General features: G+C 39.6%; 7 protein-coding genes. 5 read left to right on the top strand and 2 right to left on the bottom strand.

Features of this window, described 5'->3' with window-relative positions; genetic code table 11:
* The first annotated feature begins 251 nt into the window (after nucleotides 1-251).
* From E5Y90_RS15300 to E5Y90_RS15280, 5 genes are all read left to right on the top strand, one after another.
* Nucleotides 252-8,672, top strand: coding sequence for an LPD1 domain-containing protein (locus E5Y90_RS15300; protein WP_163146350.1), 8,421 nt, complete (start codon nucleotides 252-254; stop codon nucleotides 8,670-8,672).
* A 68-nt stretch (nucleotides 8,673-8,740) separates the two neighbouring features.
* Nucleotides 8,741-9,199 carry a hypothetical protein gene (locus tag E5Y90_RS15295; RefSeq protein ID WP_163146349.1) on the top strand — a complete coding sequence of 153 codons (459 nt, stop codon included), beginning with the start codon at nucleotides 8,741-8,743 and terminating at the stop codon, nucleotides 9,197-9,199.
* Between the two features lie 74 nt (nucleotides 9,200-9,273).
* Nucleotides 9,274-10,080 carry a hypothetical protein gene (locus tag E5Y90_RS15290; protein WP_163146348.1) on the top strand — a complete coding sequence of 269 codons (807 nt, stop codon included), beginning with the start codon at nucleotides 9,274-9,276 and terminating at the stop codon, nucleotides 10,078-10,080.
* Between the two features lie 7 nt (nucleotides 10,081-10,087).
* Nucleotides 10,088-10,633 (top strand): hypothetical protein, encoded by a 546-nt coding sequence (locus E5Y90_RS15285; protein ID WP_163146347.1) that lies wholly within the window; start codon nucleotides 10,088-10,090, stop codon nucleotides 10,631-10,633.
* Nucleotides 10,634-10,655: 22 nt separating this feature from the next.
* On the top strand, nucleotides 10,656-13,283 hold the full coding sequence (locus E5Y90_RS15280; RefSeq protein ID WP_163146346.1) for a hypothetical protein: 2,628 nt from the start codon (nucleotides 10,656-10,658) through the stop codon (nucleotides 13,281-13,283).
* A 37-nt stretch (nucleotides 13,284-13,320) separates the two neighbouring features.
* Here the strand turns inward: E5Y90_RS15280 and E5Y90_RS15275 are convergent, their stop codons facing one another.
* Together E5Y90_RS15275 and E5Y90_RS15270 are read right to left on the bottom strand one after the other, a co-directional pair.
* Complete coding sequence (locus E5Y90_RS15275) at nucleotides 13,321-13,749, bottom strand: hypothetical protein (RefSeq protein ID WP_163146345.1); 429 nt, start codon at nucleotides 13,747-13,749, stop codon at nucleotides 13,321-13,323.
* 22 nt (nucleotides 13,750-13,771) lie between these two features.
* The gene (locus tag E5Y90_RS15270; protein WP_163146344.1) at nucleotides 13,772-14,434 is read right to left on the bottom strand and encodes a hypothetical protein; all 663 of its coding nucleotides are present in this window, start codon (nucleotides 14,432-14,434) and stop codon (nucleotides 13,772-13,774) included.
* Nucleotides 14,435-14,687: the final 253 nt, after the last annotated feature.

Here is a 14,687-nt window from a genome sequence, read left to right as displayed (position 1 = left end):
ACACTGTAAGACAATGATAAATAAAGAAAAGCATTGAATATTATTTTTTCTTGTTTAAGAAATGGAGAAATCTTAATTTTTAATGCTCTACTACGGCGAATTTCCCCCGGTGAAAAACGAGAAAAATAATCAAAAAACTTGTCTGTATATACAACTTCTAACCTATGGGAATGCAGGGTTTTGATATAAACTTGATGGCATAGGCTCATTTCGACCTATTTGATAAATCAATTATAAAAGTGGTGAAACGTATGGCTTCACAAGATCAGATTACCTGGCTTGACTTGAGACGTTTCGGTGCTGATTTGGCTTTGTCTGAACAGAACAAGTACCGCGAGCGTTTGAGTGTCCTACTCATTAACGATGTTCAACAAGCTATTGCGCTTTCTAATCAAAAGCCCGATGACTTCTATGCAGCATTGAAAAACAACGGATTCAAAATCATTCCTTCTGAAATTCCAGAACATCGTAACCGTATGGCGTTGGTCTATAACAACCCTAATGGCAGCTCTGGTCTGAATCCTCGTAACTTCCAGAATGTCTTTCTAAATATGGGGCGTGGTGATATTAAGAGTATCCCTCGCAGTGAGATTACCCCTTTTACGGCTCCGCAACAGTCTCATACAGAATGGCGCAATCTATTCCTGAATAACCGTACTGCGTACCAAAAAGACAATAAAGATTACTATGTGGTGAGCTGTAATCAGGAAAACACGCTCAAGCAAGAATATGATGATTTTGTTCAAAACTCATCTTCTCTGTATGTACGTGCACACCAGATCGACAGTATGCCAATGGAAACCCTTTCTGAATTTGGTTACAAAGGCAATGCCCTAATCAAAGTATATCCGTCACAAGATGCTGCTTATGCTGATGGTCACGATGATTCTGTCATTCGCAAAGAGAAGCTGTCTCCATTTATGCAAGCGGTGTCTGTTCAAGAGAACGGAACCATACTGGCATTTGAAGATTTACGCGAAGTACCTGAAATCTTCAATCATTTACCTAGTGAACACCCTACCTGGGGTGATAAGGCGGTCCTATTCGCTGATGCAGATTTCACGCTGAATACTCTCAACCGATCTGCACATAACACGCTGAACCAAAATAATGTCCGTGAAAATGGTCTGAGTAAAGAAAGCATTGAAGCTGAACTCGAAAAACTCAGTCAAGACTTGCGCGACCTAAACCGTATTTCCCTGTCATTGCTAAGCTTCCGTGAGCCGATAAAAGGTCCTGGTGCAGACGATAACCTGTATTACTTACGAAAAAATCAAGAAGATCAGCAATGGTACTTCCTGACACGCGATAAGGACGGCGAGTTTGAAAAAGAGCTGCTTAATCCGAACAACCTTTTCCGCTTAATGAAAGAACGCCAAGACTATGTTGAAACGTATGTTCACAACCTCTCTGGCAACCACCCTCTTTCTGCTGAAAACAATAAATATAGCGTTGCAGATGCTCTACAGTTTGCTCGTGATTACCAAGCGGTCTATTTGAAACAAGAGCCTGTTCAGGAAGCTCAAGTGGAACCTGTTGCGCCAACTCCGGTTGCAGAGGAAGAACCGCTTGATTTTAACCTCGATACTGCGCCACCACCTTATGTAGAGCCAGAATTACCGGTAATCGACAATGATGCTATTGATGAAATGGAACCAACATCACTTGAGGAATTGATTGCCAAAACCAATCTACGCCCTGCTTCTGAAATGTCGGCTCCACAAGCAACCATCACTTCGGGTCCAACAGATGCTCAGGTGAATGAAATTGTTGAAGGCATGTATGCTCAGATTGAAGAAGAAGTTGAGCAGCTTGAAAATTCAGACGTTCCGGCTCCGGCACAAGCTTCACTGGATGTAGACGTAGATCAACCAATCAGCGTAGAAGCGATCTCAAATTCAATCGACAATGATGCCCTAGCATTCATTCAACAAGTCGGTGCAGAAGAGCGCAAGAAAACATTACTGGCGCGTGAAGAGTATATCCAGAACATGCAAGCTGCCTTGAATGGCGCATTTGGCAAAGTGGATGTGAATGCCACTCTGGATGAAGCTCTTGAACAGATCGCTCCTATTGGTAGTCAGGGAAACGATTTAGACCAGGACAACAACCCCGAACCTAATGCTTCTGCCACGGATAGCACTCTGGAATCCGAAGTTGTATCTATTTCTGGTGAACCGGTGACGTTTGCAGAAGAGCATCAAGAGTTTGTTGAGTACATTGACGATGAAGCAGTAGAGCCGATTTCATCAGACGTAATTTTGCCAGTCACTCAAGATGGCACACAGCTTGATACTGTGGCTGAATCTGGTGCAGACACTCTGGTTTTTGAGAATCCAAACGAGCTATACAGTGAATTGGAGTTGGTGGTTCAGGAAGCGACCTACGTTCCTCGTCAATTCATCAAATCTGATGACCCAAATATGGTAAAGCAAGTACAAACGGCGCAAAGCTATCGCTTGTATGCAAAGCTATTCCTGTTACCTGAAATCGAAAAAGAGATTAAGTCACTTAAAGACCTGTCAGTAACGCTGAAAAACGAGCGTGATGCGGTCTATGAACGTGAAATGGTCAATAACATGGGTCTGACAAAAGACCTCTACCCTTACACCATGCCAGAATCTCGTTCACTGGTTGAAATTCAGGATGAATGGAAAAAAGTTCAAAATCAACTCTCGATTTCCCTAGAGAACCAAGATGCAATCCTTAATCGTATCAACCGCATTGAAGTGGCTTTTGATCGCTCTTTAGAATCTTCGCGCCTGGTATATTCGGAAAACGAGAAAGAAGATCAGCAAGCACTAGATGATCGTGTGACTAAGGCATATCAAACCTTATTCTCCAATGAATCATATCGTCAGCCGGAGAAACTGGATTTACTGGTTGATCATGCGACCCGCACAATGATGGAATCTCAATATCCATTACGCGATATCACTGTTATTAATAAATCGCGTCTGCCACGTTTTAATCGTGCATTCGGTCGTCGCTATCAGAACAGCCGTTTCCTGAAAGCAAAACTGCGCATTAAGAAGGCTAAAAAGCACCACACCATTACCAATGAAATGCCGGCTTTAAAGATTCTCCATAATCAAATTGGCGATCATTTAAAAGGCTTTGGAAAAGCTGCGGGTATTGTTTCTGATGTGGCTGTGATGCTTAAAGGTCTGGAAAATATTACTGGTGAAAACCAATTTGATATTGATACCCCAACAAGCAACTTAACCCGCATGATGCGTGGCTTTGCGGATAAAGACCTGAATGACAGTGCTTCTACCAACTACATGAATGGTATTAAGCGCGGTAGTCAAGAAATTAAAGATACCTATGGTTTTAGATACTCTGACCAGGCATTTAAGGATGCTAAGGATAAGCTGAACTTATGGACTGCTGCTCAAGTTGAGGAATCAAACCCTAAACTGAAAGAGACGCTTCTGTTCAAAGATGGCAGAACAGTAGGTGATTTTGTTCAGCATGAGAACAATATCAATAACCAAGTTGCCCTAGCAGCTTATTTCACTACTAATTTCGTACCACCTGTACAACCTTCCCTAGATGGCGTTAAGTCAATTGGTTGGGCTATGGGTCGCCCAGGTCAGGTAGATCAATTCAAGGTGATTCCATACGATCTAAATGCTGATCTGGATACAGCCAAGTATCAGCCGATGAAATCCCGAAATTATGAAGTTGCTCTGGAAGAATCCTATGACCAGTTCCGCTTGAACTATGTATTCAGCCAACTGAATATTGAAGCGGAAGAAGCACCAAAGATCGAGCAGATTGCCAAACTCATTCGTTCATCCAAGCCTGAGAATGAAGCTGAATTTAAGGCGTTATCTAAAGAGCTGTGGTTCGCAGAACTTAGTTATGACGATTTTAAAGATGCGAATTTCAAACTGATTGAGCCTGAAACAGACGAACAGAAAGCTGATGTAGCCCATGATCTGACTGTAGGTAATACAGTGATTTCAGGTCTTTCAGGTGATGAAGTAGACCGCTTAACTCGTACAACGGTACTGGCAAAAATCCTTGCTGATGGACCAATTGAACGTCTGGACTATGATGTTCTACCTGAAAGCAGCATTGCGACTGTATACGCTAAAACTTTAGAGCCAAGCCAGGAGTTCAAAGCCCTACGCGAATACTTCCGTCCTAGCCTAGATGATCTCAGCATTAAGTTTGAGAACCCAACGCAGTACGTGAATGATATGAGTGAACGTGCTGTACAGGCTTGGAATGATTTAATTACTATGCTGCCACAAATCCAAAGCGACAAACTGGATATTGTCTTGCCAACAATGAGCAGCAATATGGATAGTCCAATCTATCGCTTGCTGCCAGAAACGATTAGCTACAAAGCATTAAAAGGGTTGAATAGCGATCTTGGTTTAGGTGCTGCTGCTGAAAACTGGAAAGTCAGTGAAGCGACGATTTACCTGACTGACTACATTGAAAACTTTGTCGGCTCGAAAAATATGCCGATTAGCCAAAATGATGCCCTTTTACTTAATGTGAATGGCTACATCAAAGCTCTGGCACGACATAACGGACGAGACGAGTACATTGATAAACCAATGATGTATTTCCCTCGTCTGGATAACAGCCAGTTAAGTGATGAATACAAGGCAAATATCAACTTCACACCAAAGCTGTTTGATTTTCTGAATAAGCAGAACAAACAAGTAGCGTCTATATCTTCATTCCCACAAGCACAAAGCTACAATTTGCGTAGTATCCAAGCTGATTTTCTGGCAAACCTAGACTACGGCGCAATAAAGCGTGATATCGCATTATTGGATACTAAACCGATGTTTGGGTCATTCAGTCACTTTGATAACTACACACAAAAGCCGGAATTTAAGAATGCGCAGTCTGTAGATGACCTAATCGACGCACAGCTTAAAGAGCCATTTGTGGGTGTGCCGATGGTGCTGTACAAGTCTCGCGGTTTTAATGCAAATGACTTGTCTCACTTACGCGCAGTACCAAGCTATGTGAAAATCCCGGATTCTAGTAATTTAGAGCCATTGGGTTCAAAAGCGGTGCTTGCTCAAAACTTACGACCAAATGCGTTCAATGAAAGATTTGACCTAGATCAGCATATTGAGGAATTGAAAAATGCTGAACCAGTAGATATTCCTCGCACTATCTTTACTGCATCAGCGATCAATCTTTTCAAAGATGAATTGGACAACAAGAACCATCCTTTCTATGACCCATTCACAATTAAAGCTGATCTGGATGAAGTTGCTATTCACGAAGATATGTCGAGTAAGATGATCACTGATCATAATAGTCTTAAAGACTACTACCGTGAAAGCCTGATATATCAAGCAGAACTATTGGCAAATGCTGTGGAGAAGATCAAAGCTGACCCGAATCATCCAAAACACAATATGCCACAATCAGAACTGGAAACTGCGAATGTGTACCTGGTGAATTATGCTGATGACAAGTTCCCAATACTTGTTGTTGACCATAAAGACACGAATCGCCATGCGATTTCTGCAAAGGGTTCTGTATACAGCGTCGGCTCAGTGGATTTAGGTAATAAAGCCAACCTTGAGCTACAAGCTGACAATATCACCAAAGCAACTGGCTTCGGGGCTATTGTTGAATCTAACAATCTGGTAGAGCGTTTGGTTCTTGATACCACAGAAATCACGCTGTCGCCGTTGAAGGCTCAAGACTTGGACCCGAATACAACTGAACTGGTTAAAGCTCGATGTGCTAGTGATCTGCAAAACAACATTGCTTGGCATTTCGCTAATATTCTTAATAGCAAAAAGTCTGCTTTAGGTCACGCCCTAGTAATGAAGCCTTCAACAGATACGGAGCTTGCACGTTTCAAATTGGTTGATGTACGCCAGTCAGACGCTCACAAGGCGGTGGAAGATGGTTGGAAAGTGATTACAAGCCACGGCTTTGATGATTCGGGTAATAAGTATCAAGAAGTTAGTCAGGCTGAAAAACTGAATACCATGCTTCAAGCATCTGATCTACTACCAAAAGATTTTGAAGCTACTCGCCAATTGTTGTCTGGTAAGGATAATGCAACCGGAAATGATAACCGGGGCTATTTCGGGGATGTAGGAACCAAGCTCAGAGGTGCACATAAAGACCGCTATGGCTATAACTTCTCTATTGACAATATCCGTCAAATGTCTAATGCCGAAGCTCAATCATTAGTGAACAAAAGTAAAATCTGGACGAAGCCAGACTTCAAAGAAGTTGCAGCGCGTACAGGTGATATGAAATTCGCTATCGTTGCTCAGGCTTTCTACGATATGTTGCCTGGAAAACCTAAATTGCTTGAGAGTGCTGAAAAAGACATTATGAAGCGCGTTTATAGTCTTGGCTTCTACAACGACATGGTATCAGGTGTTCGTAACGCGACAAACCTATCAAACAGCCTGACTGATTTCGCGTCAAAAATATCTCAGTTGTCTAGCGAACTGAATAACTCGTATGGTAGGTCACTTGGGGTACATAACCTTGAAAGATTGTACTCAACCAAAAAGAGCTATTCGGACCATTCCGTATCAAATATCTTATTGGATGCTCCTAGCTACATTAACCCACTATTTAGTGAACTGCGCGAACCAAATCTAAAAAGCTATCCGTTTCATCCACTTTTGAATACAGCACTTCAAAAGGCTACAGGAAAGCTGCTAAATCCGAAAAATAGTAAGTATGAGTTCCAGAACATCTATGAACACATAAATGACTTCTCTGAGGACCCTGTAAAAGACAAACAGATCAGCAAAGAATTTGCTCTGTATATACAGACCGGTGAGCTGACTACTAACCTGGTAGATAAGCTTGGTTATTATGCTGCCAAAGAGATTAAAGAAAGCAACGTACCTGTCCGTAGCTACGAAGAAGTGTTGGCTGAACTCCCTGAACCTACTCAGGAGAAAGAAGCTACACCGAAGCAACCAAAGGAACCTAAACCTTCTGCACCAGAAAACTCACTTGATCGTGACAGCAAGACAATGGCAGTAGTAACGCCTGTCGATGGTCGTGAAGGAGTTATTCATCAGGAAGTGAAATCTTCTCGTTGGGGTATGCTCTCTTCTACTCGTATTGGTGAAGATTATCGTCAAGGCAAAAATGCTGATGCGTTTGATCTGCGAAATACCTTCGGTATGAACGCCGTTGAGTTTGGTAACTCTACCCCTCTGTATGTCCGTCAAGAAGTAGCGAACCTTGCTTTTGATGCAATGCGTGATCTGGCGAAAGTTTTGAATCTGGATGAATCTAAGATTTCCTTAGGTACTGGACTGGCATTCGCTTCTCGTGGTAGCAAGGGCGCAGCAGCTCACTATGACCTGGCAAACAATATCATTAATCTGTCTGGTCAAAATGGCGCGGGTTCACTCGCCCATGAATGGTTCCATAGCCTAGACAATTACCTCGGCAAACTAGAAAAGAACTACCTCCTAGATAAGAAGTTTGATTTGCCAACCGCTACCGTGAACGCTACTCACTTTTTATCCGATATGGTTGCTCGTGGTTATGAACCACGCACACCTATGGCGAAAATGATGGTCGATATTATGGAAAGTATGCGCTTCAAATCTCCTGAACAGCCTAAAGCTGCTCCGGCAGAGGTAGAGCCAGGCAACCAGAAACTATCGTACCTATTGAGTGCTAAAAAGAGCGAGCTACAGCTTGAGTGGTATGACAAAGCATCCAAACTGCAAGGTACTGGACCAACTTTCAGTGTTGCCGGTGTGGAACCGAAAGGTAACGACCTTGAAGAGTATCTGAAATGGACGCTCAAAAAGTCTGAATCTATCGCGGAGAACTATAACAACAAAGTTGAGAAGGTATTTGCTAAGGATGCCAAGCATTGCAAGGATGATACTAATCTGAGTGGGTTTAAATATGCTTCTGATCAATTCTCTACCCTCATTGAAAAGAGTACACCACAGTTCGGTATATCGTCAGTCACTACCTTTGTTAAGACCCAATACCCACATTACAGTGAAAAGCAACGTAAAGAAGTAATTGATGGCTTGGTGAAGGATATTTCCTCTCAATCTATTGCTGATCAAATGGGTGGATTGCATTGTAAGTTGATGGCTGTCCAGTCTGCGCTATACATGCGTGATCAGATACTTAAATATGCTCCTGATCACCTCAAGAGCGAAGATAAGGTTAGTGAGTTTGTACGCAGCCATAGCGTTACAAATTTACTTGAGCTGCCTAAACCTACTCCGGCTGCGGTAGCGGTTGTTGCTTCTGCTGATGCTCAAGCCGTGGCTGAGAAAATTCCTACTGAGTTCTATCGTTTCGCTCAACGCCAGGACAAACGAGGTGGCAAGGACTATTGGGCTACGCCGTGGGAATTGTTTGCTCGTACCGGTGAAGCGTATATAAATAAAAAGCTTGAAGATTTGGGCTTTAAAAACACATTTTTGGCATCAGGTAACAGCACAATAGAAAGTCCGATCTTACCGGTTGGTCCTGAGCTAGAAGAAATCGAGAAAAAGGTGGATGCTCTGGTTGAATATATTGGTCAGCACATTCTACAATCAAGCAAAGTTAATGTTGCGGAAAATGAACTTTCTCAATCTAAAGAAAACACTCTTGATGCTGAAAAAGATAAAGAGTGTAAGAACGAGAAAGGTCAGGAGTTAGAACGTGAAGATGGGCTTACAATGTAAGCCCTCTCACACAGTAGAAGCAGTTAAAAACGAGGGTTCTGTTAGACCCTCACCTTTAAGGTACATATATGGAAAATAATACTCAACAAACGTCTGAAACACAGACGATTGAATCAATTGAATATGTCCAAACTGAACAGGACAAAGCTGTAATCAGCTCTTTACAGCACATTACGAACTCACTCATTACTGAATATTTAGGTGAGCATGAAGATCACTGCTTTATCTATAATAATCGTAAGATGCGTAATGCTAACCGGATTCAAAAGCTCATTTTCCCTTTTATTATACGAATGGTTGAGCATAAATTAGGGGCATTTACTGGAACCAAGCAAGATAACTTTATTTTTCAGTTCACGCACGAAAAACGTGCCGGTAATATGGTGAGCGTAGTAGGCATTAACCGTGAAAACCCACCAATGTTTATGTTGGTGTCATCAGCTCTTATATTTGTCTTTAATACATACTTCAAAGAAAAAGCGCATCGTGTAGATTTGCACAATTATATTGCTGCAATCAATCCATAAACAAAGGGGTGAAATATTCCCCCTTTTCAATTAAGTTTATTAAACGATCTGTCAGACGTTAAAGATAAAATTATATGAATAAACCTATTGTTATTCCTGATAAATTGAAAAATACAGTTAGTGTATTTTTAAATAAAGGTGATATTAAACCATCAGAAGCTCCTTTGCTATTATCCCTTGCTGCATTTCAAGAAATGTATATTAAGAATATTACTGTTGGTTCAAATGAAATAGATGAACGCATAATTAAAATATTAAAAGATTCTATTAGGCTAGAGTTTAAAAAAATATTAATTGAGGTTAATGATATTTCTTTCAACGAAAATTATAATACCCTTCGATATAATAAACCCACTCTTCGTCTTGTATATAATGATATTGAAAACGATGAAATATTTGAGCGTATAAACAGTATTCTTATTCAAGAAAATGATATTGATTATGAAAAGGTATTATCGCTTTTCTTATCTAAGAAAATTGGTATTGGCTTGGAAATTGATCTAAAGAACCTCAAAAAAGTTAAGGATTTAAGCTCTATTTTCAACCTCATACAGCAAGAAACCAAAGGTGTTTCTGTTCAGCGTTTGATTGATGCGGGTGAGTTTATTAAGGGTGTGCGCTTCTTTGAGGTAAACCCTTATGAAGAGTATATACCTAAAAATAAAAGCATTACTTTGATGTGTATTTGTATGAATAAAAATATAGAAAGTTTTATTCTAAAAAATACAATAAATCTTGCTAGAAAAGAGCTTGTTTATCTATATAAAGGAAAAGACCTAACAAAAGGCTTAAACGAAAATGGTGATATAATTATAGGAATTAAAATGAATAAAGTTTATAATATGGAATATGGTCAAAAAGCCTATATAAACTTGGAGTAAGTTACCCATGACGACCGAAGATAAAAAATATGCGCCATTGAGCTATGTATTGTTAAAAGAGTTCTCAGCAGAACCATTTATTGCTCAAGTATCTGTAGATGCACAAACACTTATTCTAAGTAATCGTGTGAATCTCTCACAAATTTTGGCTGTGGATGAAGTTATTGAAACTCCACTTGGTAGTCGTACCGATTGGTTGACTAAGTACCCATTAACTTATCGTGCTTTGGCTAAGTTCATTACAGAAGTTGAAGGAACTGATCTCAAAATAGAGAACCAAGCTTTAAGTGAACGTGCTGCTGATATTAAAGCTACAGATAGCCTTCTACAGATTCGTGCCTTGCATTTCCTTTCTACTCGTCACAATGCTGAACTCATTGCTGCCGAAAAAAAAGTACAAGAAAGTATCAGCGTTGCTTTGATTGAAAGTGCGGTACTTTATGCCCTACAAAATGACGATCTAATATGCGATCTTCATAGCCACTTCACTACGCTTTATCACAAAGCGCAAAGAGAAGAAGCAGAAACTTTCTCATTTGATTTAACGGAATAGGCTTATTCCTATTGGTGCTGATATGGATTATTTAATTTCACCGTTTGGATTTCCTCCTGTTGGTTATGAGCTACCTAAAGAAATAGACGACCAAATCAGCACTGAAAACATAAATGCTGCATACAAAGAGGTCTACGAGCTTCTTCAAAAGGTATGTGAGCAAAACTTATGGCGTAACCAATTCCAAGACCAAAATCGTGTCGAACAAACACGATTTTTTTCAACTGCAAAATACTATTATCTTTCTGGGTTCCAGATTCGCGGTTTAGCTGAACTGCACCTGGCTCTTAAATATCACTTAGATACCTGGGTAAAACTAGAAGAATCACGGACTGGTTATTCTGGTGCTTATTGTTTTGATCTACAAACACGAATTGATACATCCGAACCAATAAAAATTGTTTCTTCAGCAAAAGAGCCTGTTCTAATTGCCACTTGGACCAAAGCTGAATTTCATGCTGATCTATCAGTTCGTGAAGATGAAAAGCCATATACACATGCAAGTTATCCCCTGCACTATGTAAAGTTATCTCAAAATAATTCATTTAATCTGGTCAGCTACGAAGATTATTTTCCTCTATTTAAAGAATTAGGGGTTCAGGATTTCAAGACCAAAAAATATGTCTTGAGCTTCTTTGAATCTTATATCTTCGATCAGAACAAAATATTACGTGTAGACTACTCAGAAAAGCGTCTGACCAATGCCAAAATTATGATGATGCACATACTTGGTCGATTCCTCTGTATCGAAACACAAGTGGTCTGTGATTATCTGGATGCAAAGCTTTATACCTGGAGTGCGGAAGTAACTGGTGACTACACTATGTTCTTCTCAGCAGCTCTAAATGCTATTTTTGGTTTTATTGATGATCTGATCATTTTAAAAGAAAAGGCTACAGCCAAAGTTCACGGCACTAATTCTGAAAGCATATATCAATTATTTAAGGACGATTATTTTTATAGCTTTGAAAAAATGGAAAGCGCAGAGATCGTTGATCAGCTAAATGGTGTGAATTATCAGCCTGTAGATGATGATACTGACAGCTTTTTCAATACAACTGAAACAGAATCGGACTACAAAAAGATAGTTCCTGATCTAACTTTTGATTTAGATACGCCTATTGATTTTCCACAACAAGCAAATAGTGATGCAATTCAGTTTGTCCATGTTGAAGAGCTTAATAAAACAAGTAACTCTTTCAGTTTAGAACCTAAAGAGGAAATACCTAAAAAGCCCTTACTGCCAGATTTTAATTTTGATGATACAGCTCCTAAACAGCCGGTAAGTTCAGGCAGTCAAGCTAAGAAAATCTCAGCAGATGATTTTGGTATCTTGGACCTTGAAGATATAACTGAATGTGTAGTGATCGAAGTGGAATCCTCGGAACCAAATCAGTCAGCAGAACAAGAAAAAAATATCCCAGCTCTCGATTTTTTTAGTGTAAATAGCTCTACACGCAGACAGATTGATACTGCCAATGAAACTAAATCTACAGAAGTTGATAGCAGCCCTCCCCCGATTACAGTAAAAAATATTCCAGAACTAAGCGAAACAAGCATAATAAAAGCAATGCTTAACTCGCCTTATGATGAATCTGCAAATATTCGTATAGCCAATGCCAAAGGTAGTGTTGATCTAGTTCTAAAGCAGAAGGAACAAGAGGTAGAAACTCGTGCTAATGATTTTGATAGCACGTTTGACTTACGTTCTACAGAAACCTTTATCACTCACGACACAACTGTTCAGCATGACGATATTGTTAAAAAAGTAACTGAATCTCGTCAGTTAGTAAGCATTGAAGAGAAAAGAAAAGCGGTCGTAGCTATGCACGATGCTGTAAAAGTAAAACATCCTTTTGTACCGCGTTTAACTGATGTGGCTGCATGGACTGTCCTAACAAAAAAATGGCTACACTTGCTTTCTTTCGTTGAAACCAAAAGTATAGTCAATATTCCAATTGCGAACCGATCTACTTATTTTGATTTAATGTGCTTAAAGCAAAACGTACTTAAATCATGGAGTAAGTTGGAAAGTGGCTATCTACAGCATCAGTATTTAAAGAGCATTGCTTTTGATGTTTTTAATACGATTTACGAAACTTGGGAATATCGACAATATCTTGATGATATGTCTAAAACAGTAATTGATAAGGCAGTTTCTATAACTAAGATACGTTGTGCTTATAACCTGACTACGCATGAAACTATTGAGTGGGCGAAACTGACAGAAGAGCAACTACAAGAAAGCTTGTTCATAGAATCTTTCCAGTATAAATTCGACATTGTTCTACCAGAAATGCGAAAAGATAAAATTTCAGATTTAAAAACGGCATTTACTCAACTCTATGACAATGTTCAGTCTAATTATTTAAAGGTATTTGGCAAGTATCCAGGTGCAAGCCATATTTTCCGTCTAGCAGCGATAATCTTTGATTTATTAGTTTTGAATGCGCATGAGACAGCAGATTATTCATTAGAATTTCAGGATGATATTTTCTCTGTATTATCTGAATTTAAGGCAGACTTCCATGATGCACGTAAGCTCGATGGACTGAACGAAGATAAATTTTATGTCCAAGCAATCTTAATGGATATTGAGCCATTTGTTCGTAGAAGGATATCCCCCGAAAAACTTTTGTCATTCGCATAAAAAAGAAGCCCTGAACTTTCAGGGCTTCTTTTTTTGGTTAAGGGGATGGACTTAACCATTCATCAGGCTTGTTGTAATTTTCAGCATTATTCGCATCAAACTCTACCCCTGCTGTGCTATCTGGACCTTCACCAAATCGAACCGAGTTCTCATTAGTATTACCAAGATCAAGGTCACGGCGTTGACGGTTAAAGGCTTGAGTAGAAATCAGGCTTAAAGCATCATTTTTAGCTTGAACTGGAACAATATGATTGTCCATAAAGTCATTAGCGATCTCAAGCGGTAAGTTGTTTTCTAACGAAGCGGTTAGATTCTTACGTTGTTGACTTAAACAGTCCTGGGGGAAAATTGGCGTATCAGGCATCAAAGGTTCAGCAGCAACTAATTTGTCACCACAAGGGAATGTACTACCTGTAAAATCACGCAAAAAAACAGGGATACTTGTTTCATAAGTTGGTTGTGACATAGCAAAATCCTAAAATTAATATTTACATAGATATGTTTGGTGTTGAGACTTGACGGTGCTCATTTTGCTTATCTCTGGAAACATTATTTTCTTTAGCAAGCGTTTTGTCGAGTGTTTTTTGCTGTTGTGCAGTAATAGTATTCACTGATTCTTGCATCAAATCCAAAGTCAAACGCTGATCATTCGTAACAGATTCCAAACCGGCTTGAATCTGGTTTGTGAGACTGGCTTTCGTAGTACGATCAACAGATAAACCTTCAATTTGACTAATAGCATTAACTATTTTGTCTGTTACAACTTTTCTATTTGCATTGGAGAAGGTATAGGAATTGCTTGTCTCTGGATTCGGTTCTGCTAATAGTACGGCTGAGTTAAATGCTGCGTGGATGGCTTTACTAACTTTAGTCACTTTTTTATAAGTCAAAATTTCACGGTCGTTGATCTCTATTTTGCTCGGACTAAAGCTTTTATCCCACTCTTTTTCTGTTTTGAGATTGTTAGTTTCTTGCAAGATAAATTTGCGCAATTCTGCGCCTTTATGATTCGAGTTTTGGGCTAGATTCAGTATTACAAAAGCATCAAGCTTATGCTTCAAATCAGGATTTCTACTGGTTTGACTATCTAATATCTGCTTTACGCCTAGTAAACCGCCTGTTAGGTCAGCCGGTGATTTGTAAGCACTCATTTCTATTATCCTGCAAAGGTTAGCAAACTAAGCCTTTCTCTAAATACATCACTAACAAGCTCTTCAAAAAGTAGCACATACTATGTTGTCAAACTGTCGTAACACTATAAACCCTGTTTTGACTTCTATTTCAAGCTGTTAGGCGTAAACAATTGTAAAAATACAAGTGTGAAATCTAACATTTCCTTGTGCTATTGATTCCATGTAATAAAACAAAAGCAAGACAGTGGTAATTCAGGTTTTATTTTAATAC

The sequence above is a fragment of the Acinetobacter sp. 10FS3-1 genome, assembly GCF_013343215.1.
GTDB lineage: Bacteria > Pseudomonadota > Gammaproteobacteria > Pseudomonadales > Moraxellaceae > Acinetobacter > Acinetobacter lwoffii_C.
The sequence above is the reverse complement of the archived record's forward strand: the minus strand, read 5'-3'. Positions and strand labels throughout refer to the sequence as shown.

What these genes read in the sequence shown, in the direction of transcription:
- E5Y90_RS15295 (WP_163146349.1), top strand. Translation starts at nt 8,741, where the DNA reads ATGGAAAATAATACTCAACAAACGTCTGAAACACAGACGATTGAATCA.
- E5Y90_RS15275 (WP_163146345.1), bottom strand. Translation starts at nt 13,749, where the DNA reads ATGTCACAACCAACTTATGAAACAAGTATCCCTGTTTTTTTGCGTGAT.
- E5Y90_RS15270 (WP_163146344.1), bottom strand. Translation starts at nt 14,434, where the DNA reads ATGAGTGCTTACAAATCACCGGCTGACCTAACAGGCGGTTTACTAGGC.
- E5Y90_RS15280 (WP_163146346.1), top strand. Translation starts at nt 10,656, where the DNA reads ATGGATTATTTAATTTCACCGTTTGGATTTCCTCCTGTTGGTTATGAG.
- E5Y90_RS15300 (WP_163146350.1), top strand. Translation starts at nt 252, where the DNA reads ATGGCTTCACAAGATCAGATTACCTGGCTTGACTTGAGACGTTTCGGT.
- E5Y90_RS15290 (WP_163146348.1), top strand. Translation starts at nt 9,274, where the DNA reads ATGAATAAACCTATTGTTATTCCTGATAAATTGAAAAATACAGTTAGT.
- E5Y90_RS15285 (WP_163146347.1), top strand. Translation starts at nt 10,088, where the DNA reads ATGACGACCGAAGATAAAAAATATGCGCCATTGAGCTATGTATTGTTA.